The sequence below is a fragment of the Oerskovia enterophila genome (genome assembly GCF_044748475.1).
GTDB classification, from domain to species: Bacteria; Actinomycetota; Actinomycetes; order Actinomycetales; family Cellulomonadaceae; genus Oerskovia; species Oerskovia enterophila.
Genome location: NZ_JBIVFZ010000002.1, coordinates 696,966 through 715,914 on the forward strand (window position 1 = coordinate 696,966; position 18,949 = coordinate 715,914).

Genomic DNA, 18,949 nt, shown 5'->3' on the forward strand with positions numbered 1-18,949 from the left:
GCCGCGGCAGCCTCCCGTCGATCTTCCGTTGGACCGCCGGGGAGCGCACCTTGTCCCCTGCCGTCCGGGTGAAGGTCGCACGTCCCCCGGCCGAGGCGGCCCATCGTCGGTAGCCTGGGAAAACGGGCGACGAGAGGAGACTTCATGCGCGTCGTGATCGTCGGTGCGAGCGGCAACGTCGGGTCGGCCCTGCTGCGCCGGCTCGCGGTCGAACCGGTCGTGACCTCGGTCGTGGGGGTCGCGAGCCGGGTGCCGCGCGCGGACGGCTCGAGCACGGTCGTCCCGCCGTTCGACACCGCCGAGTGGGTGCGGTGCGACCTGAGGGACCCGGAGGACGTCGTCACCTCGCGGCTCGAGGGGGCGTTCGTGGGCGCGGACGCCGTCGTGCACCTCGCGTGGGCGATCGATCCCGCGCACGACCGGGACGAGCTGGCCCGCGTCAACGTCGAGGGCACGCGGCGGGTCGCCGCGGCCGCGGCGCGCGCGGGGGTGGGGCACCTGGTCGTCGCGTCGTGCGCGAGCGCGTGCTCGCCCGCGTTCGACGACGTCCCGCGAGACGAGTACTGGCCCACCGCGGGCATCGCGGGGTCGGTCAGCAGCGCCCAGAAGGTCGAGGTCGAAGAGCTCCTCGACCGGTTCTCGGCCGCTCACCCGGGCGTCGTGGTGACGCGCGTGCGCGCACCGTTCACGTTCCAGCGCGACGCCGCGAGCGAGGTGTCCCGGTTGTTCTTCGGGCGGCTCCTGCCCCTGCCGCTGCGTCGCAAGGGCTTCCTGCCGACGCTCGTGTGGCCGCGCGGGATGCGGCTCCAGGTGGTCCACGCGGACGACCTCGCGGAGGCCTACCGCGCGATCCTCGTGGGGCGCCACGCGGGCACGTTCAACGTCGCCGCTCCGGAGGTCCTCTCAGGGCCCGACGTCGCCGCGATCGTCTCGCAGGGACGGCTCCGTGAGGTCTCGCCCACGTCGTTGCGCCGCCTGGTCGCCCTGGCCTGGGCGGCACGAGCCGTCCCGCTCGACCCGGGCTGGTTCGACGTCGCGCTCGCGGTACCGGTCCTCGACGCGTCGCGGGCGCGCCGGCTGCTGCGCTGGGCACCGTCGCACGACGCCCGGTCGACCGTCACCGAGGTCGTCGACGGGCTTGTCGAGGGTGCCGGGACCCAGAGCCCGCCGCTGCTGCCGCACTAGGGTCGGCGGCCGCGAGCCGCGGCACGCCGGGCGCGTGGTGCGGGCTGCTCGGTCGAGCCGCCCTCCTCGCGCCCGGCGGCCCGCGGGGTCCGGGTCAGGACTCGGAGGTTCCGGGTCAGGACTCGTAGGTCGCGTCGAGCGTGATCGTCGTGCCCGTGAGCGCCTTGGAGACCGGGCACGTGGCCTTGGCCGTCTCCGCCGCCTCGAGGAAGCCGGCCTCGTCGAGGCCGTCGACCTCGCCACGGACCGTGAGGGCGATCGCGGAGATCCGCAGGCCGCCCGCAGGGTCCGGGGTCAGCGTGACGTCGGCCGACACGTCGAGCGCGAGGGGCGTGCCGCCCGCGGCGCCGATCACGCCGGAGAGCTGCATCGCGTAGCACGAGGTGTGCGCGGCCGCGATGAGCTCCTCGGGGCTCGTGACTCCCTCGGCCGCGTCGGCCGTGCGGCGCGGGAAGCTGACGTCGAACGTCCCGACGCCGGAGCTCGTGAGCTCGACCTGTCCGGTTCCCTCCTGGAGGGTGCCGTTCCATGCGGTGCGTGCGGTGCGGACTGCCATGATGTGGCTCCTTCGAGCGGGGGATCAGGGGTGCAGGACCGTGCGTACCGACGGTAACCCCGGAGGCGGGCCGCTCGCAGAAGGGTCCGTCGCCCGCCCCGCCCCCGGGTGCCCCTAGGGTGTCCCGGTGAGCATCGAGGAGATCATCGGCTTCGTGACGGGCGCCCTGTGCGTCTGGCTGGCCGTCCGGCAGAACGTGTGGACCTTCCCGATCGGTCTCGCGAACAACGCGGTGTACGTGGTCCTGTTCGCCTCGACGGGGCTCTACGCCGGCGCGGGGCTCCAGGTCGTGTACCTCGTGCTGGGCGCGCTCGGCTGGTACTGGTGGGTGCGCGGCGGCGAGGCGCACCGTGCGCTGACCGTGCGACGGACCCCCGCGTGGGTCTGGCCCGCCGCTGCGGCGGGCGCCGCCGCGGCGACCGCGCTGCTGGTCTGGGTCCTGTCGACGTGGACCGACTCGACCGTGCCGTTCTGGGATGCCCTGACGACCTCGACGAGCCTGGTCGCCCAGCTCATGCTGGGGCGCAAGTGGGTGGGGAGCTGGTGGGTGTGGATCGTGACCGACGTGATGCTCGTCGGCCTCTACGCGAGCCAAGGACTGTGGCTGACGGCCGTCCTCTACGTGGGCTTCATCGGCCTGTGCGCGCTGGGGCTGCGCGACTGGTCGGCCGAGCTGCGCGCCGGCACGCACACGGGCGGGGGCACGGGCGCGCCCACGGAGCCCGACGGCGCCGCGCCCGCGGCCCGGCAGGACGCCCGATGACCCGGTTCGCGCACGGCCTCGTGATCGGCAAGTTCTACCCCGTGCACGCGGGCCACGTGAACCTCGTGCGCACGGCGTTGTCGCGGTGCGAGCGCGTGACCGTCCAGGTGCTCACGGCCTCGCAGGAGTCGATCCCGGGCAAGGTCCGCGCCGGGTGGCTGCGGGCCGAGGTGCCGGGCGCGCACGTCGTCACGGGGCTCGACGACGCCCCGGTCGACTACGCGAGCCCCGACGCGTGGGCCGAGCACGTCAAGGTCATGGAGTCGCTCCTCGACCCCGCCGACGCCCCCGTGGACGCCGTGTTCACGTCGGACCGGTACGGCGTCGAGCTGGCTCGCCGGTTCGACGCCGAGTGGGTCCAGGTCGACCCGGGCCGCGCGGTGGTCTCGGTGTCCGGGACCGCGGTCCGCGCCGACCCCGGGGCGCACTGGTGGGCGCTGCCCGCCTCGGTCCGAGCGTGGTTCGCGCGCCGCGTCGTGGTGCTCGGTGCCGAGTCGACCGGTTCGACGACCCTGGCCACCGAGCTCGCCGAGCACTACCGCCTGGAACCCGTGCTCGAGTTCGGCCGCGAGTGGTCGGAGGTCCGGCCGGGCGGGCTCGAGGCGCCGTGGCACACCGCGGAGTTCGACCTCGTCGCCCGGGAGCAGGCCCGGCGCGAGGACGAGGCCGCGGCCCTGACCCCGGTCCCCCTGGTCGTGTGCGACACCGACGTGCTCGCGACGACCCTGTGGCACGAGCGCTACGTCGGCTCACGGTCGGCGAGCGTGGAGGCGCTCGCCGCGACCCGCCGTCCCGACCTCTACCTCCTCACGGGCGACGAGATCCCGTTCGTCCAGGACGGGCTGCGCGACGGCGAGCACATCCGCCACGCGATGCAGGACCGCTTCCGGGAGGTCCTGGCCGGGCAGGACGTGCCGTGGCTCGAGGTGCGCGGAGACCGGGCGAGCAGGCTCGCCCGCGCGATCGACGCCGTCGGGCCGCTGCTCGCCACGCCCCGCGCCGTGGCCGCGCCCATGACGCAGGCCGGGACCGACGCCTACTGAGCCGGGCCGCGAGCGCCCCTCGGGCGCACCCCCGCCGTCAGGGCGCGAGCACCACGGCCGTCCCGTACGCCACGATCTCCTGATAGCCGTTGCCGACCTCGTCGCTGTCGTAGCGCATCGCGAGGATCGCGTTGGCGCCCTGCGCCGTGGCCTCCTCGACCATGCGGGCCACGGCCTCGTCGCGTGACTGCTGGAGCTGCTTGGTCAAGCCCTTGAGCTCGCCGCCGACGATCGACTTGAACCCCGCCCCGATCTGCGCGCCGACGTTGCGCGACCGGACGGTCAGCCCGGTCACCTCGCCGATGACCTGCTGCACGGTCCGGCCCGGGACATCGTTCATGGTGGAGACCAGCACGGTACGTCCTCCTCACGGTCGCGCGACCTGCGCGACGTCTCCCTCACCGTAGGAGGTCCCCGGGCGCCGCGCCCGGTGGGGCCGAGGGGCCGTGGAACGCTTCGTCCCACCCCGGCGGCTCGCCGCGTGGTCGCGGGCCCGCCGGGTTTGAATGGACGCATGAGCGCCTCGGACTCCCCCACCGCGACCGCGACCGCCGAGCCGACGCCCTGGGCGCTCCCGCCACGGGCGGTGCTGGCCGAGGTCGGGTCGAGCGACGAGGGGCTCACGGCCGACCAGGCCCGGACGCGGCTCGCCGAGGTGGGCCCCAACCGGCTGGCCCCGCCCGCGCGCACGCCCTGGTGGCGCCGGGTGCTCTCGCAGTTCGACGACGTCCTCATCTACATCCTGCTCGTGTCGGCCGCGCTCAAGGCGATCGTGGGCGACTGGATCGACTTCACGGTGATCCTCGCGGTCGCGGTCATCAACGCCGCGATCGGGCTGGTCCAGGAGGGCCGGGCCGAGAAGGCGCTCGACGGCATCCGCAGCATGCTGTCGGTCCACGCGCAGGTCCGGCGCGACGGCGCCTGGACGCAGATCGACGCCGACGACCTGGTCCCGGGCGACGTCGTGCGGGTCCGGTCGGGCGACCGCGTCCCGGCCGACCTGCGGCTGCTGGAGGGGGTCAACCTCCGGGTCGACGAGTCGGCGCTCACGGGTGAGTCGGTCCCTGCGTCCAAGTCGAGCGACCCCGTCCCCGCCGGCGCCGGGGTGGGCGACCGGTCGAGCATGCTGTTCTCGGGCACCCTCGTCTCGGCAGGGACGGGCACGGGCGTGGTCGTCGAGACGGGCGAGACGACCGAGATCGGCCGCATCCAGACCCTGATCTCCGAGGTGGACTCGCTCGAGACCCCCCTGTCGCGGACGCTCGACGCGTTCGGCAAGAAGCTCGCGGTCCTGATCCTCGTGATGGCCGTGGTCATGGTGGTCATCGGGCGCGTGGTCCACGGGTTCGACACCCCCGAGCTGATCTCGGCGGCGATCGGTTTCGCGGTCGCGGCCGTGCCCGAGGGCCTGCCGGCCCTCGTGACGATCACGCTCGCGCTGGGCGTGCAGCAGATGGCCCGACGACGGGCGATCACGCGCCGCCTCCCGGCCGTCGAGACGCTCGGCTCGGTGACCACGATCTGCTCGGACAAGACCGGGACGCTGACCAAGAACGAGATGACGGCCCGCACCGTGCGGACCGCGGCGCACGAGTACGCCGTGACGGGGATCGGCTACGCGCCCGACGGCGAGGTCGACCTCGACGGCTCCCCCGCGCTGCTGGCCGAGCACGCCGACCTGCGGCGGCTGGCCGAGGTCATGACGCTGTGCAACGACGCCCGGATCGTCCGGTCCACCGTGGAGGGAGAGGACCGAGGCCCCGAGGGGACCGACGGACAGGGCGGACACGACGACGACGCCGGCGAGGGCGACGCGCCGGGCTGGCGGCTCGTGGGCGAGCCGACCGAGGGAGCGTTGCGGACCCTGGGCCTCAAGGCCGGGTTCGACCCGACCGGGTGGCGGCGCGTCGCGCTCGTCCCGTTCGAGTCCGAGAACAAGTACATGGCCACGCTGACCCAGGACCCCGACGGCGGTCTCCACGTCCTCGTGAAGGGTGCCCCGGACCGGGTGCTCGACCGGTGCGCGACCCAGACCGGTGCGGACGGGCGGCCCGAGCCGCTCGACCGCGACCTCTGGTACGAGCAGATCGACGCGATCGGCGCCCAGGGCCTGCGGGTCCTGGCCGCCGCGCGCGCCGGTGCGGCCCCTGGTCGGACGACGCTCTCCCCCGAGGACGTCGACGCGGGCCTCGAGCTGGTCGGACTGGTCGGCATCGTCGACCCGCCCCGCCCCGAGGCGATCGAGGCCATCGCCCAGTGCCAGGACGCCGGGATCACGGTCAAGATGATCACGGGCGACCACTCGGGCACGGCCCTCGCGATCGCCCGCGAGATGGGGATCGTGCCACCGACCGGCGCGGGGGCCGGAGCACCTGCGCCCCAGGTCCTGACGGGTGCCGAGCTCGAGGCCATGAGCACCGAGGAGCTCCGCGCGGTCGTCGAGGACGTCGACGTCTACGCGCGCACGAGCCCCGAGCACAAGATCCGCATCGTCTCGGCGCTCCAGTCACGCGGGCAGGTCGTGGCCATGACGGGCGACGGCGTCAACGACGCCCCCGCGCTGACCCAGGCCGACGTCGGCGTCGCGATGGGGATCAAGGGCACCGAGGCGACCAAGGAGGCCGCCGAGGTGGTCCTGGCCGACGACAACTTCGCGACGATCGAGCGGGCCGTCGAGGAGGGGCGACGGATCTACGACAACCTGCGCAAGTCGGTCCTGTTCCTGCTGCCGACCAACGGCGCGCAGTCGCTCGTGATCCTCGTCGCGGTGCTGCTCGGGTGGGCGCTGCCGCTCCAGCCCGTGCAGGTCCTGTGGATCAACATGGTCACGGCCGTCACGCTGTCTCTCGCGCTGGCCAACGAGCGCGCCGAGCCCGACATCATGTCGCGCGCGCCGCGCGACGCCAAGGCCTCGATCCTCACCGCGGCCTACCTGCGACGGGTCCTGCTCGTCTCGGTCCTCATCGGCGGCGCGACCATGGCCGTGTACTTCGTCGAGCGCGACCAGGGCATGAGCGTCCCCGAGGCCCAGACCACGGCCGTGACGATGCTCGCGCTCGGCCAGCTCGCCTACCTGTTCAACTGCCGCTTCCTGGACCGGTCGTCCATCACGTTCGCGGTCCTGCGGGGCAACCGGGCGGTCTGGTGCTCGGCGGGCGCGCTCGTCGCGCTGCAGGCCGTGTTCGTCTACGCGCCCTTCATGCACTCGTGGTTCGGCTCGGCGCCGATCGGGCTGCGCGAGTGGGGCATCACGCTCGGGCTCTCGGTCGTGGTGTTCCTCCTCGTCGAGGCCGCCAAGGCGTTCGGGAGGAGGCGGACCTCCGCCGCACGGTCGAGGTAGATCGACGAGGTAGAGGGTTTCCGTCGAGGTAGAGGTCCCCAGACCTCTTTCTCGACGAGAACCCTCTACGTCACGGCGAAGACCCACGCACTCTCCTGGCAGAATCGCTCCGTGACCCCCGCCGAGCAGCAGGACCTCGACCACGTCTCCTCCGCTCCCACGCGCCCCGGGCCGGCGGCCACGAACCCTTTCGACCTGGACGTCGCGGACCTGTTCCGCACGCCCGTGTCCGGCGCCCCGGGCACAGCCGGGACGAGTCACGGCTCGACGACGTTCGCGCCGCTCGACGAGAAGCTGCGCCAGGCGTACTTCTGGGTCGTCAACCACGCGATCATCAGCCCGCACTACGACGTCGAGTTCTCGGCCGGCCCCACGGCCCCGGACGTCTCGTTCCGCCTCGGGGACTCCCGGGCACGCCTGAACCTGCCGAGCGACCAGTCGTACTCGAGCTTCGTGCTGCTCCCGCTGCTGACGTTCGCGGTGCGAGGCCGGTGCCTCATGGTCGGCGGCCCGGGGCGCGGCAAGACCGCGAGCGCCGTCCTCATGGGCGTCCTCGCGGGCTACCCGGTCCGGGACGTGCGGCGCGCGATGCAGCACGGGCACCCGCAGCTCACGGTCTCGGACCTGTTCGGCACGCCCCTGCCCAAGGACCTGGTGCAGGCAGACTCGCTCGCCGACGTCGACGTCGCGTGGCGCACGTGGCTGGGCATGCGCGTCAAGATCGTCGACGAGTACAACCGCATCCCGACGCGCACGCAGTCGGCGCTCCTGACGGTCCTGGCCGACGGCTACGTCGAGGTCTACGACCAGGTCTACGAGACGGGTGCCGCCGCCTGGTACCTCACGGCGAACGACGACGCGGGCGGTGGGACCTACCAGGTCGTCGACGCGCTGCGGGACCGGATCGACGTCGTCGTGCACGCGCTGCCGTTCAACAACCGCTTCCTGGGCGACCTGGTCGCGCGCGCCGAGCGCGGGGTGCGTCCCGAGGAGAACGTGCCCCCCGAGATCGTGTTCGACGCCGACGAGCACGACCGCCTGCACCGCGACGTGCTCGCGGTGCGCATCCCGGTCCCGGTGCGGCGACGGCTGGAGTTCTTCGCGAGCCAGCTCGAGGTGCTGGAGCGGGCCGCGTGGCAGTTCGAGTACCGCACCAAGGACACCGCGAAGCTCGCGGGGATCGACCCGCACCTCCTGGCCGCGGCCGACACGGGCCGCGACCGGCTGGGCGACATCGGCGCGCAGACCCTCAACGGGCTCTCGGTGCGGGCCCTGCAGTCGCTCATCTCGTACGCCAAGGCCATGGCGTTCTTCCGCGGCAACGCCGAGGTGGACCTCGCGGACCTGCGCGCGGTGCTCCCCTTCGTGCTGCACGACAAGCTGGTCCCCGACCTGCAGTCCGCACCCTTCGACGACGAGGAGCGCGAGCCCCTGCGCGCCGACCGCGTCTCGTGGATCCGGGACCTGTTCGACACGGCCTGCCAGCAGTACGACGCCGCGGGGCTCGACCAGGACGACCCCGTGGCCGAGATCCTCTCGGCGGTCGAGGCGGGCCTCGAGGGGCTGGGCGAGGCCGAGGTCCTGCGGCGCACCGCGCAGATCGAGGGGCTGCTGTCCCTGTGGCAGGACGCGGTCAAGCTGCACGGGAACGTCTACGAGGACGCCCTGGTCCTGAAGTACGCGCACCAGCGCTACACGAACTACCTCGCGTGGCTGCGCTGGAGCGGGCAGTGAACGCTCGGCCCGACGGCGGCCGCGGCTCGGGCCCCGGCCCCGGCCCCGGCGAGGACTCCCCGACGCGCTCGCCGTTCGCGGAGCACCTGGTGCGCGAGCGCGACCACCTCAACGCGGTGCTCGCGCGCGCGGTCGCGCTCGGTGCGGACCGCGACGACGTGGCCGCGGCCGTGCGCGAGCTGCGCCCGGTCGTCGACGGGCTCGCGCCCGCGCTCGACGCCGGCGAGCTCGCGGGCGTCGTGGACGCGCTCGTGTCCACGGCGACCCGGTGCGTGGCGGCTCGCCGGTGGCGCCCCGACTCGGCCGAGCGGTGGGCGGTCCTCGCGCTCGCGCCCCAGGTCCTGCCGTGGCTGCGCACTGCCCCGGCCGTCACGGTGGCCGCGCTCACGGACGCGGCGCGCCCGGTCGCGGCGCGCGGGGACGCGACCGGCTGGGGACGGCGTGTGTCCGCTGCGGCCGAGGTCGCAGGAGCCGCGACGCTCGCGGCCCGCGGCGGGCCGGCGTCCGAGGGGCTCGCAGCGCCCGGCTCGCCTGCCGCCACCGTCCGCGACGTCGTCCTGGTCGCAGCGTGGCGCAGCGGCCTCGTCCGCTACCGGCAGGCCGCGCTGCGCGCCGCGGCGTCGCTCCCCTCGCCCGTCGCCGCGGCGGCGCTCGACCTGGCCCCGGGGACCGACGTCGGCGCGGTCCTCGAGCGGCACGCGAACGACCCGTGGTGGTGGCCCGGGCAGGCCGCGGCCGCTTCGCACGGCGCGGCCCCCGCGGTCAGCCGGTTCGGGGGCTTCCGCGGGTTCGGCGGTCCGTGGCTCACGCTGCCGCTCGTCGTCGGGCCGCTGCCCGGTGAGCCCGGCCTGCTGTGGGCCGTCCGCACGGCCCGGCCCCAGGCCGAGGACTGGACGCTCGTGTGCGACGTCCACGGGTGGGCCGCGCTGCGCGCCGCCCCGGGGGCCGAGGAACGGCCTGCCCCGGGCGCGACCGACCGCACCCCGCCCGCCGGCGTCCCCTGGCTCGACGACGTGACCGGGCAGGCCTCGACGCTCACGCCCTCGACCCGTCTGACGCTCGTCAGCCGCGAGCACTCGTACTCGCTCGACCTGGTACGGGCGCCCCGATGACGGGTACGCCCACGCCGTGCCCGACGGCGGCGGACGGCTCCGCGTCGCTCCCCCCGGCGCCCGGCGCCGGCACGCGGCACGCACCGTCGCGCACGAGGCTCCGCGACCGGTGGCTCGCGGCCTGGCCCGAGGCCCTGGCCGCCTGGGGCACGCAGACCCGCCTGCACGCGCCCGTGCTGCACCACGGCGACGACCGGCCCCAGGACGTCGGGTCGTTCGCGTGGTTCTCGACCGTGGACGTCGAGGTGCACATCGACCTCGACGACATCGCCGAGCGCGGGCTCGAGGACCACGCGGTCGCGGTGCTCGCGCACGAGATCGGGCACCACCTGCTGTCCCCGGGCGACCTGACGACGAGCGCCCGGATCCTCTCGCGCGTCCGGGACGGGCTGGTCGACCTGGACCCGCTCGCGGGGGCCATGGCGAACCTGTGGTCCGACCTGCTGGTCAACGACCGCCTGCAGCGGCGCGCGGGCCTCGACATGGCGGCGATCTTCGCGGCCCTCGGCGCAGGACGGGCACCGCTCGCGCAGATGGTCATGCGGACCGACGAGATCCTCTGGGGCCTGCCCCGCGGGACGCTGACCCATCCCGACCATCCGGTGCCCGAGCGCGAGGCGAGCCTGTGCGCGCGCCTCGTGCGGGCCTACGCCAACGACCCCGTGGGGGGTGCGGGCGGGTTCGCCGCCCTGATCCGCCCGCTGCTCGTGGCCCCGCCGTCCGACGAGCCGGGCGCCGCGCCGGGGGGCTCGGCCGACGGAGCAGGTCCCGCGGCGGACGGCGCGAGCGCCGCAGCCTCCGGCGGGCAGCACGGCGTCCTGTGCTCGCAGTCGGAGCCCGCGGGAGCCGTGCCCGCGGGCCTCGCGACCGACCCCACGCTCGGACGACCCGTGCTGCACCCGGCGGTCGATCCGCGCGTGACGGGCGCGACGCCGTCGGGCCCGGACGAGGAGCGTCCCCTACCGGTCGCGGCGAGCGACACGACCGGGGCCGCCGACGCCCTGGGCCAGGCCATCTCGCCCGCGCACTACGACGCGGTCCTGCGGCTGCTCGGCCTCACGACGTCGAGCGCGCAGTCCGCCGCGCGCTGGTACCGCGAGCACGCCATGCGCTTCCTCGTCCCCTTCCCCGTGCGCACAGACTCCCCGGTCGACGAGGAGCTGCTCGGCGGGCACGAGCAGTGGGACCTGGGCGAGGACCTGGCCGACGTCGACTGGGCCGCGACCGTGCTGCGCTCGCCCGTGATCGTCCCGGGGGTCACGACCGTGCGCCGCGTGCACGAGCAGCAGGACGGGCACGACCCCGCGCCGCGCCCGTGCGACCTGGACCTGTACCTCGACTCGTCGGGGTCCATGCCCGACCCCCAGCAGCGGCTCGCGCCCATCGCCCTGGCCGGGGCGGTCCTGGCCCTGTCGGCGCTGCGCGCCGGGGCACGCGTCCAGGCCACGACGTGGAGCGGACCCGGGCAGATCGCGGGGACCGACGGCTTCACGCGCGACGCCGACGCGATCCTCGCGGCGATCGTCGCGCACTTCGGCGGCGGCACCTCGTTCCCGGTCCCCCTGCTCGAACGCACCCACCTGGGCGACCCCGTCACGGGCGCCCCGCCCGTGCGCACCCGACCCGCGCACGTGTCGGTCATCTCCGACGACGGGATCAGCTCGATGTTCCTCGACCACCTGGGCGGTTGGCCGCTCGACCCTTCCGCACCGCGAGCCGCGCCCGACGACACGCTCGCGGCGCGCGCCGTCCGGGCCGCAGGGGGCGGCGGCAGCCTGGTCCTGCAGGGCAGCGACGGCCTCGCCCGACGCGTCGCCGGCTGGGCGCCCGGCTACCGGACGTTCGCGGTGAGCTCGACCGAAGACCTCGTGCGCTTCTCGCGCGACTTCTCCCGCACGCTGTGGACCACGAAGGGAGCGGACCGTGCCCGCTGACACCACCTCTGCCGGGCCCGCCGGCTCCGTCGGACCCCGATCCTCCCGGCCCACGGTCGAGGGCCCCGCCCTCGCGGTCCTCGTGCAGCGCCTGACGCTCACGCCGCCCGACGTGCTCGACCCCGGGGTGCACGTGCCCGCCCTGGTGGGCGACGCCGTCGACCTCCTGGCTCTGAGCGTGCCCGGCTGGTGGCAGCTCGACGCGCACGCCCGCACCGCGCTCGACCGCACGTGCGGGGCGGGGGCGCCCGCGGCCTCGCGCGCCGGGGCCGGGATCGCGGTCTGGCTCGTGCGCGCTCCCGAGCTCACGCACCTGCCCCACCTGCGGGAGGCCGCGCCCGACGGCCCCGCTGCCTGGCTCCTCGCCGTGGTCGACGCCCTCGCGCACGATCTCGCGCCCGTGCGCGACCCGCAGACCTGGGTCTCGTCCCCCGAGGGGCGCGAGGAGGCCGCACGCGCGTTCCTGCGCGCGGCACGGCTGCGCCCCGCGGGCGAGAGCGACGCGGTCGCCGAGGACCGCTGGTCCGCGGTCAGCACGGTCGAGCAGCGTCGCGTCGACCGGGAGATGGCCGAGGAGGTCCGGCGCTCGGAGGAGCTCGCCAAGGCCCTCGCGGCCAAGCGCGCGGCCGAGGCCGCCGCGCAGTACGCGAACTACTGAGGCGTCGCGCGGGCCAGGGGGGCGAGCCGCGCTCGTGAGCGCGTCGCAGAGCGCGAGCCCATCGAGCCCCGCCACCCCAGCAGCCCGACCGTTCACGTACAGTGCGACGACCGACGACGACCTGTCCCTCACCCGTCGAGGAGTCCCGTGCCCCCCGCCCCTGACGCACCCCGGTCCCCCGACCTCCCCAGCGGTGTCCCGGACGCGCTGCTCGGCGAGTACGCACCGTTCGGCAACGTCGCGCTCGACGACGCCGAGCGCTGGCCCACGCTCACGCCCGACGGCGCCGCTCGCCTCGACGCGCTGCGTCACCACCCGGCGGCACCGGTCTGGGTGCACGCGACGGGCGACCGGCTCACGGCCGACGACCTGCCCGTGCTCGCCGCGACCGCGCGCCGGTTCGCCGGGGCCGACAGCGGCAGAGATGCCGGGACCAGGGACGACGGCCGCGACGACGCCGGCCCAGGCACAGCCCTCCGCGCCGGCACCTCCCGCACGGCGGCTGGGCGCGACGTCCCCGCGTGGGTCACGGACCTCGTCGAGCGCGCGCACACGGTCGTCCCGCGCTACCGGCGTGCCCGGGACCAGCGCCGGAGCCACGCTCGTTCTCCGCTCACCGACCTGCCCCCCGTGACCCGTGACGACCTGCGGGCCGACCTCGCGTCGTTCGTGCCCGTCGACGTCGACCTGTCGCGCGTCCTCGAGGGCACGAGCTCGGGCAGCACCGGGGCGGCCGTGGTCGTCCCGCTGCACCCCGTCGCGGTCGCGGCCGACCTCGCGCTCCTCCACCTCCTCGTCCGGGGCGCCGGCGCAGCCTGGGAACCGCGCGAGGACCGGCTGGGTCTCGTGAACCTCGTCGACCAGCGGGCCGCGTTCACGTACGCGTCGGCCATGACGGGCTTCGACGCGGCCTCTGGTCGGGCCGCGAGCGACGTCGCCGTGCCGCTCATGGCGCGCGTGAACCTCGACCCCGGCGCGTGGCGGGACCCGGCCGACCGCTCGACGTTCCTGCGCGGGACCGACCCGCAGGTCCTCAGCAGCTCACCCCTCCCGCTGCTGGCGCTGGCCGACCTCGACGCGCGCGAAGGGCTCGGCCTGCATCCGGTCGCGGTCGTGAGCGGGGCCGCTCACCTCACCCCGCCCGCGCGGGCCCGCCTGCGGGCCGCGTGGGGCGTCCCGGTGATCGACCTGTACGGCCTGCGCGAGACGGGCGCGGTGGCCTCGCGCGCGGACGACGGCCCGTTCGTCGTCGTGCCGCGTCGTGTCTGGGTCGAGATCCTGTCCGACGACGGCACGCCCGTCCCCGACGGGTCGCCGGGCGAGGTCGTGGTCACCACGGACGAGAACCCCTACCTGCCGCTCCTGCGCTACCGCACGGGAGACCGCGCACGGATCGTCCGCCCCCACGGGCCCGGTGGGCGGGTCGAGCTGCACGACCTCGAGGGGCGCTCGCCCGTGCGCTACCTGCACGCCGACGGGCGCTGGCTCGGTTCGGTCGACGCGACCCAGGTCCTCCAGGCGGCCGGGATCGCGGCCTGGCAGCTCCACCAGCGCGCCGACGGGACGATCGACCTGACCGTGGTGCCGGACGCACCCGCGGGCGGGGCGCCGTCGGGCCACGGTCCGGGCGGCGCGTCCGGGGCGGGAGGACCCGCAGCGGGCTCGGCTGCGCATGCCCTGCGACGGTGGATCGGGCGCGACGTCGTCGTGACGGTCACGACGCCGGCCCGCCTGGGACACGGCCGGGCACGCCGCTACTCGAGCGACGTGCCCGGCGGTCAGGCGTGAGTCCCGGTCAGCCGATGTTGCCCTCCGGGCGGAAGACGATCGACGAGGTGCGGTCGTTCATGGACCCGAGGCTCGTGCACAGCGGGACGCAGTTGGTCGTGGTGCCCGAGTAGTTCTCGCCGTCGTAGAGCGTCGACCAGCACCGGGCGTACGTCGCCATGGAGCTGATGTTGTTGTTCATCAGGTAGGCCGACATCTTGGGGAACCCGTAGGTGTTGCCCGTCATGCACCCGTAGCCGCTGCTGCCGTAGAAGACCTTGGCGCCACCGGTCTGGTTGGTGTTCTTGTACGCGATGCCCAGCATCATGGAGCTGGCGGCGGCGGTCGTGACCGTGCCCGCTCTCGCCGCCCGGGGCGCGGCCGCCGCCTTGGCCGCCTGCTCGTTCGCGTAGCCCCGCAGGGCCGTGATGTCCCCCGCGAGGACGCGCGGGTCCGTCACGGGCTCCCCCGAGACCGACTCGAGCGCCTCGCCGAGCGTGTCGAAGCACGCGGTCGTGGGCGCGGGGGTCAGGGCGATGTCCTGCCCGGCCGGGGTCGGCTGCGCGATGACCGTGCAGACCTGGTCGTCGGTGGGGAATCCCTGCGACGTCAGGTCGGGACCGCTCGCGAGGGCCGGTGCCCCACCGATCCCCCCGAGGACCAGGACGACCGCCGAGACGGCGGCCAAGCGCGTGATGCGTCGTGACATGTGGTGCTCCTTCACAGCGTGGGCCGGGAGCCTTTCGCGACCTCGCGAAGGACCGACACGTGGGTGAGGACCGACAGCGGGACAACCTCGTCCCACGCCCCCGCACCGATCCTAGGGGCAGGTCGGAGTCGTGTCCCGTTTGTCCCCTGTGTTCACCCACAGCCCCCGGATCTGTTGCCCCGGGCCCGCGTGACGCGCGGTCGCACGGCTTCCCCTATAGCGTGCAGGCACGGTCGTCTGCACACAGCCGTCGGCGACCGCAACGGGGGAAACACCAAGCACCTTCAACGCCACCGGTCCGTACCGGGGAAATGAGTGTCGATGAAGCACCGTTCGTTGTTAGCTGCAGTCTCTGGACTGGCGGTGGTCGCGGCCTCAGCGCTGCCCGCCGCGTCCGCACCGTCCGACCCGGCCGGCCCGTCCGGCCCCACCCTCACCTCGCAGTCCTCGGAGTCGCTCGCGCTCGACCAGGGCAAGGTCGCCCCGTCGCTCGCCGAGTCCTCCGGGACCGTGACCGCGTTCGTCCAGCTCGACACCCCCTCGGGGGTCGACCTGTCGGAGCAGGGCGCGAGCGCCGCGCAGGTCGAGGACAACCAGGCAGTCGTCGAGCAGCTCGCGGACAGCGTCGTCCCCGCGCAGACGAACGCCCGCAGCGCCCGTGCCGCGGGCGCGCCCCAGCAGGTGTCGGTCACGAGCAAGCTCGTCCCCGGTGTCGTCGTGACGGGTGACGCCGAGCAGGTCCGGGCCCTGGCAGGTGACGACAAGGTCGTCACGGTCTACCGCATCGTCCCCAAGACGCCCTCCAACAAGGGCACCGACGCGTTCACGCGGGCCCTCGAGGCGTGGCAGAGCACGGGCTACACGGGGCAGGGCGTCCGGATCGGCATCATCGACACGGGCATCGACTACACGCACGCGGGCTTCGGCGGCCCGGGCACGCAGGCCGCCTACGACGAGGCGTACGGCGTCAAGGGCCAGGGTCCCGTCCCCGCGGGGACGTTCGACGACGCCAAGTACCTCGGCGGGTACGACTTCGCGGGGTACGACTACGACGCGTCGGGCACCGTGCCGGGCACGTCGCTGATCCCCACCCCGGACGAGAACCCCATCGACTCGCTCGACACGATCGGCTCGGGTCACGGCTCGCACGTCGCGGGCACGACGGGCGGCTACGGCGTCCTGGCTGACGGGACGACGTTCGACGGCGACTACACGACCCTCACCGACATCTCCGACTGGACGGTCGGGCCGGGCTCGGCCCCCGAGTCGGGCCTGTACGCGCTCAAGGTCTTCGGTGACCTCGGCGGCTCGACGAACGTCGTGGTCGACGCGCTCGAGTTCGCGGCCGACCCCGACGGTGACGGCGACCTGTCCGACCGGCTCGACATCGTGAACCTGTCGCTCGGCTCGGACAACAGCCCGGCCGACGACCCGGAGAACCTGTTCATCGACCAGCTCTCGCGCCTGGGCACGCTCGCGGTCGTCGCGTCGGGCAACGCGGGCGACGTGACCGACGTGGGCGGCTCCCCCGGCAACGCGCGCACCTCGCTCACGGTCGCGAACTCGGTGGGCAACACCCAGACGTTCGACGGCGTCGAGGTCACGGCCCCGGCGGGCGTCGCGGGCTCCTATCCCGCGCAGAACTCGCAGAGCTACGCGGGCGACGCCGACGTGACCGCGGAGGTCGCGTTCCTGGGCGCCACGGTCAGCGGGTGCACGCCCCTGACACCGGCGCAGGCCACCGCCACGGCGGGCAAGATCGCGTTCCTCTACTGGGACGACGACGACGCCACGCGGGCGTGCGGGAGCGCGGCGCGTTTCAACAACGCGCAGGCCGCCGGCGCGGTCGGCGTCCTGCTGTCCTCCGAGCTCGAGGTCTTCGCGGCCGGGATCGCGGGCAACGCGGGCATCCCGGGCGCGCAGCTCACGGGCCCGAGCCACGACGCGCTGCGTCCGGCGATCGAGGCGGGCGGCGTCGTCCTGACACTGGGCCCGTCGCTCGCGAACTCGTCGTTCGTCGAGATCCCCGCGATCGGGGACACGCTCAACGCGGGGTCCTCGCGCGGGGTGCACGGCTCGCTGGGCGTCGTGAAGCCCGACGTCGCCGCACCGGGCACGGGGATCTCGTCCGTGGCCTCGGGTCGTCTCACGCAGCCCGGCATCAAGTCGGGCACGTCGATGGCCACCCCGCACGTGGCGGGCATCGCGGCGCTCGTCAAGGAGGCCCACCCGGGCTGGAGCGCGCAGCAGGTCAAGACGGCCGTCATGAACACGGCCTCGCACGACGTGTGGACGGGTCAGGGCGGCACGGGCACGGCGTACGGCCCCGAGCGCGTGGGGTCGGGGCGCGTGGACGCGGTCGACGCGGTGAAGAACTCGACCCTCGCCTTCTCGGCGCAGGACAAGGAGCTGGTCTCGGTGTCGTACGGGCTCGTGCCCGTGGCGGACAAGACCGTCAAGGAGCGCCGCACGGTCGACGTGCAGAACACGGGTTCGCAGACCGTGAAGTACGCGGCGGCGTTCACGACGTCGAGCTCCGCAGGGGGCGCGACCGTCACGGTCTCGCCCGCGAACCTCACGATCCCCGCGGGGCAGACCCGGACGGTCACGCTGACCTTGACGGCCGACCCGGCGACGCTCGCGAAGCAGCTCGACCCGACGTCGGCCGCGACCACCTCGGGGGTGCCGCGCGACTTCGTCGGCATGCTCACCGGTCGCCTGGTCCTGACGCCGGAGTCGGGCAGCGAGCTGCGCGTCCCGGTCCAGGCAGCGCCGAAGCTCGTGAGCGACCTGACGGGCAAGGACGTCACGTTCCTGAACCAGGACACGTCGGCCGAGCTCGACCTCGACGGACGCGGCGTGGCCTCGGGCGGCTGGACGTCGCTCGTGGCGCCGTTCGAGCTCAAGGCGACGAGCCCGCGGCTCGAGGCCGACGCGGCCGAAGGCTCCTCGGCCTCGGCGGTCGCGTCGGGTGACATCCGCGCTGTCGGCTTCACGTCGAGCGCGCCGCAGTACGCGGCCGCGGGCGACGACCCGGGCGCGGGGCGGATCGGCATCGGCGTGGCCATGGACGGTGACTGGGCCTCGCTCGGTGGGGTCATGTTCCCGTCGGTCGAGACCGACGTGGACGGTGACGGCTCGGCCGAGTTCGAGACCGTGGTCCGCAAGTACAACGAGTCGGACCTGACCCTGGCGACCACGTACACGCTCAAGGACTGGACCGGTCCGGACGGCGAGGAGTACGGGGCGGGCGAGGGCGTGCTGCTCGAGCCGGTCAACTCGGTCTGGGCGAACGTCGACACGTCGGTCTTCGACAGCAACGTGCTCGTGGTGCCGATCGCGATCGGCGAGCTCGGCATCGAGCCGGGCACCGTGCCGTCGTTCACGGTCGCGACGTACTCGTACTACGGGACGCAGCCCGACCAGTCGATCGACCGGGTCGGACCGTTCACGGGCGACCCGTACGACCCCGCGTACTGGTTCAGCGGCGGCGGACAGCTCCTGTTCGTGGGCGCCGACGACGCACCCGTCACGGTCAACCGGTCGGCCGCGGCCACCGAGGCGGGCACGGGCGAGCTGCTCCTGCTGCACCTGCACAACGCCACGGCGGCCAAGCGCTGGCAGACGGTCGGGGTCTCCACCCTGGACGCGTCGGTCGAGCTCTCGGTCACGGCGCAGTCGCGCTGCGTGTCGGGCAAGGCGCAGGTCTCGGTGCGCGCGGTCAACGACGGTGACGTCAAGGCCGACGTCGTGGTCGAGACGCCGTTCGGGACCAAGACGTTCAAGAACGTCGCGCCGGGCAAGTCCGCGTCGCAGTCGTTCAACTCGCGCGAGGTCTCGATCGGCGCCGGCGCGGCGACGGTCACGGGCACTGCGGTCATCGACGGCGTCAAGGTCACGACGCCGTTCGAGGCCGGGTACGAGGCGATCAGCTGCGGCTGAGGCCTCGACCGCTCCAGAGAGTGCTCAGGGTCGGCGTGACCTCGCGGTCACGCCGACCCTGATCCCCGGAGCAGCGTGCATGACGAAGGGCGCGACCCACGGGTCGCGCCCTTCTGGCGTCCCCGGGTCCAGAAGACACCGAGGGACCGTTCAGGACGAGCGTGGCCCCATGTTCACGCTCGTCCTGACAGCTCTGTGCCCACCAG

Annotated in this window: 13 protein-coding genes; 10 read left to right on the forward strand and 3 right to left on the reverse strand. The window is 74.2% G+C overall.

Annotated elements, in window-relative coordinates:
- Positions 1-144 precede the first annotated feature (144 nt).
- Positions 145-1,185 carry an NAD-dependent epimerase/dehydratase family protein gene (locus ACIPWA_RS07630; RefSeq protein ID WP_068626198.1) on the forward strand — a complete coding sequence of 347 codons (1,041 nt, stop codon included), beginning with the start codon at positions 145-147 and terminating at the stop codon, positions 1,183-1,185.
- Between the two features lie 115 nt (positions 1,186-1,300).
- On the opposite strand, the gene ACIPWA_RS07635 is transcribed toward ACIPWA_RS07630, so the two are convergent.
- Positions 1,301-1,741, reverse strand: coding sequence for an OsmC family peroxiredoxin (locus ACIPWA_RS07635; RefSeq protein WP_068626195.1), 441 nt, complete (start codon positions 1,739-1,741; stop codon positions 1,301-1,303).
- A 127-nt stretch (positions 1,742-1,868) separates the two neighbouring features.
- Here ACIPWA_RS07635 and pnuC point away from each other — a divergent pair, with 127 nt between their 5' ends.
- Both pnuC and ACIPWA_RS07645 read left to right on the forward strand, forming a co-directional pair.
- Entirely contained in the window at positions 1,869-2,504 is a 636-nt protein-coding gene (gene pnuC / locus ACIPWA_RS07640) for a nicotinamide riboside transporter PnuC (RefSeq protein ID WP_400289253.1), read from the forward strand.
- Positions 2,501-3,547: an AAA family ATPase gene (locus ACIPWA_RS07645; protein WP_068626192.1), complete on the forward strand. Its 1,047-nt coding sequence runs from the start codon at positions 2,501-2,503 to the stop codon at positions 3,545-3,547. Before pnuC ends, ACIPWA_RS07645 begins: the two co-directional genes overlap by 4 nt.
- 37 nt (positions 3,548-3,584) lie before the next feature.
- Here the strand turns inward: ACIPWA_RS07645 and ACIPWA_RS07650 are convergent, their stop codons facing one another.
- A complete protein-coding gene (locus ACIPWA_RS07650) occupies positions 3,585-3,902 on the reverse strand; it encodes a YbjQ family protein (RefSeq protein ID WP_211268485.1) in 318 nt (105 codons plus the stop codon).
- Positions 3,903-4,061: 159 nt separating this feature from the next.
- Between ACIPWA_RS07650 and ACIPWA_RS07655 the strand changes: the two genes are divergently transcribed.
- The 6 genes from ACIPWA_RS07655 to ACIPWA_RS07680 all read left to right on the forward strand — a co-directional run bounded on the left by ACIPWA_RS07655 (position 4,062) and on the right by ACIPWA_RS07680 (position 14,113).
- Positions 4,062-6,887, forward strand: a complete 2,826-nt coding sequence (locus ACIPWA_RS07655; protein WP_400289255.1) for a cation-translocating P-type ATPase — start codon at positions 4,062-4,064, stop codon at positions 6,885-6,887.
- A gap of 111 nt (positions 6,888-6,998) precedes the next feature.
- Positions 6,999-8,621: a MoxR family ATPase gene (locus tag ACIPWA_RS07660; RefSeq protein WP_056645168.1), complete on the forward strand. Its 1,623-nt coding sequence runs from the start codon at positions 6,999-7,001 to the stop codon at positions 8,619-8,621.
- Complete coding sequence (locus ACIPWA_RS07665; protein ID WP_400289258.1) at positions 8,618-9,733, forward strand: hypothetical protein; 1,116 nt, start codon at positions 8,618-8,620, stop codon at positions 9,731-9,733. The genes ACIPWA_RS07660 and ACIPWA_RS07665 overlap by 4 nt, the downstream gene beginning before the upstream one ends.
- On the forward strand, positions 9,730-11,667 hold the full coding sequence (locus ACIPWA_RS07670; RefSeq protein ID WP_400289260.1) for a hypothetical protein: 1,938 nt from the start codon (positions 9,730-9,732) through the stop codon (positions 11,665-11,667). The genes ACIPWA_RS07665 and ACIPWA_RS07670 overlap by 4 nt, the downstream gene beginning before the upstream one ends.
- Positions 11,657-12,325: a hypothetical protein gene (locus ACIPWA_RS07675; RefSeq protein WP_400289262.1), complete on the forward strand. Its 669-nt coding sequence runs from the start codon at positions 11,657-11,659 to the stop codon at positions 12,323-12,325. Before ACIPWA_RS07670 ends, ACIPWA_RS07675 begins: the two co-directional genes overlap by 11 nt.
- Before the next feature lie 147 nt (positions 12,326-12,472).
- Positions 12,473-14,113 carry an AMP-binding protein gene (locus ACIPWA_RS07680; RefSeq protein ID WP_400289264.1) on the forward strand — a complete coding sequence of 547 codons (1,641 nt, stop codon included), beginning with the start codon at positions 12,473-12,475 and terminating at the stop codon, positions 14,111-14,113.
- Between the two features lie 7 nt (positions 14,114-14,120).
- Here ACIPWA_RS07680 and ACIPWA_RS07685 read toward each other — a convergent pair whose 3' ends face one another.
- Positions 14,121-14,801 carry a hypothetical protein gene (locus ACIPWA_RS07685; protein WP_400289266.1) on the reverse strand — a complete coding sequence of 227 codons (681 nt, stop codon included), beginning with the start codon at positions 14,799-14,801 and terminating at the stop codon, positions 14,121-14,123.
- A 363-nt stretch (positions 14,802-15,164) separates the two neighbouring features.
- On the opposite strand from ACIPWA_RS07685, the gene ACIPWA_RS07690 reads away from it, so the two are divergent.
- A complete protein-coding gene (locus ACIPWA_RS07690) occupies positions 15,165-18,743 on the forward strand; it encodes a S8 family peptidase (RefSeq protein WP_068708617.1) in 3,579 nt (1,192 codons plus the stop codon).
- Positions 18,744-18,949 lie beyond the last annotated feature (206 nt).

What these genes read in the sequence shown, in the direction of transcription:
- ACIPWA_RS07685 (WP_400289266.1), bottom strand. Translation starts at nt 14,801, where the DNA reads ATGTCACGACGCATCACGCGCTTGGCCGCCGTCTCGGCGGTCGTCCTG.
- ACIPWA_RS07645 (WP_068626192.1), top strand. Translation starts at nt 2,501, where the DNA reads ATGACCCGGTTCGCGCACGGCCTCGTGATCGGCAAGTTCTACCCCGTG.
- ACIPWA_RS07635 (WP_068626195.1), bottom strand. Translation starts at nt 1,741, where the DNA reads ATGGCAGTCCGCACCGCACGCACCGCATGGAACGGCACCCTCCAGGAG.
- ACIPWA_RS07630 (WP_068626198.1), top strand. Translation starts at nt 145, where the DNA reads ATGCGCGTCGTGATCGTCGGTGCGAGCGGCAACGTCGGGTCGGCCCTG.
- ACIPWA_RS07655 (WP_400289255.1), top strand. Translation starts at nt 4,062, where the DNA reads ATGAGCGCCTCGGACTCCCCCACCGCGACCGCGACCGCCGAGCCGACG.
- ACIPWA_RS07670 (WP_400289260.1), top strand. Translation starts at nt 9,730, where the DNA reads ATGACGGGTACGCCCACGCCGTGCCCGACGGCGGCGGACGGCTCCGCG.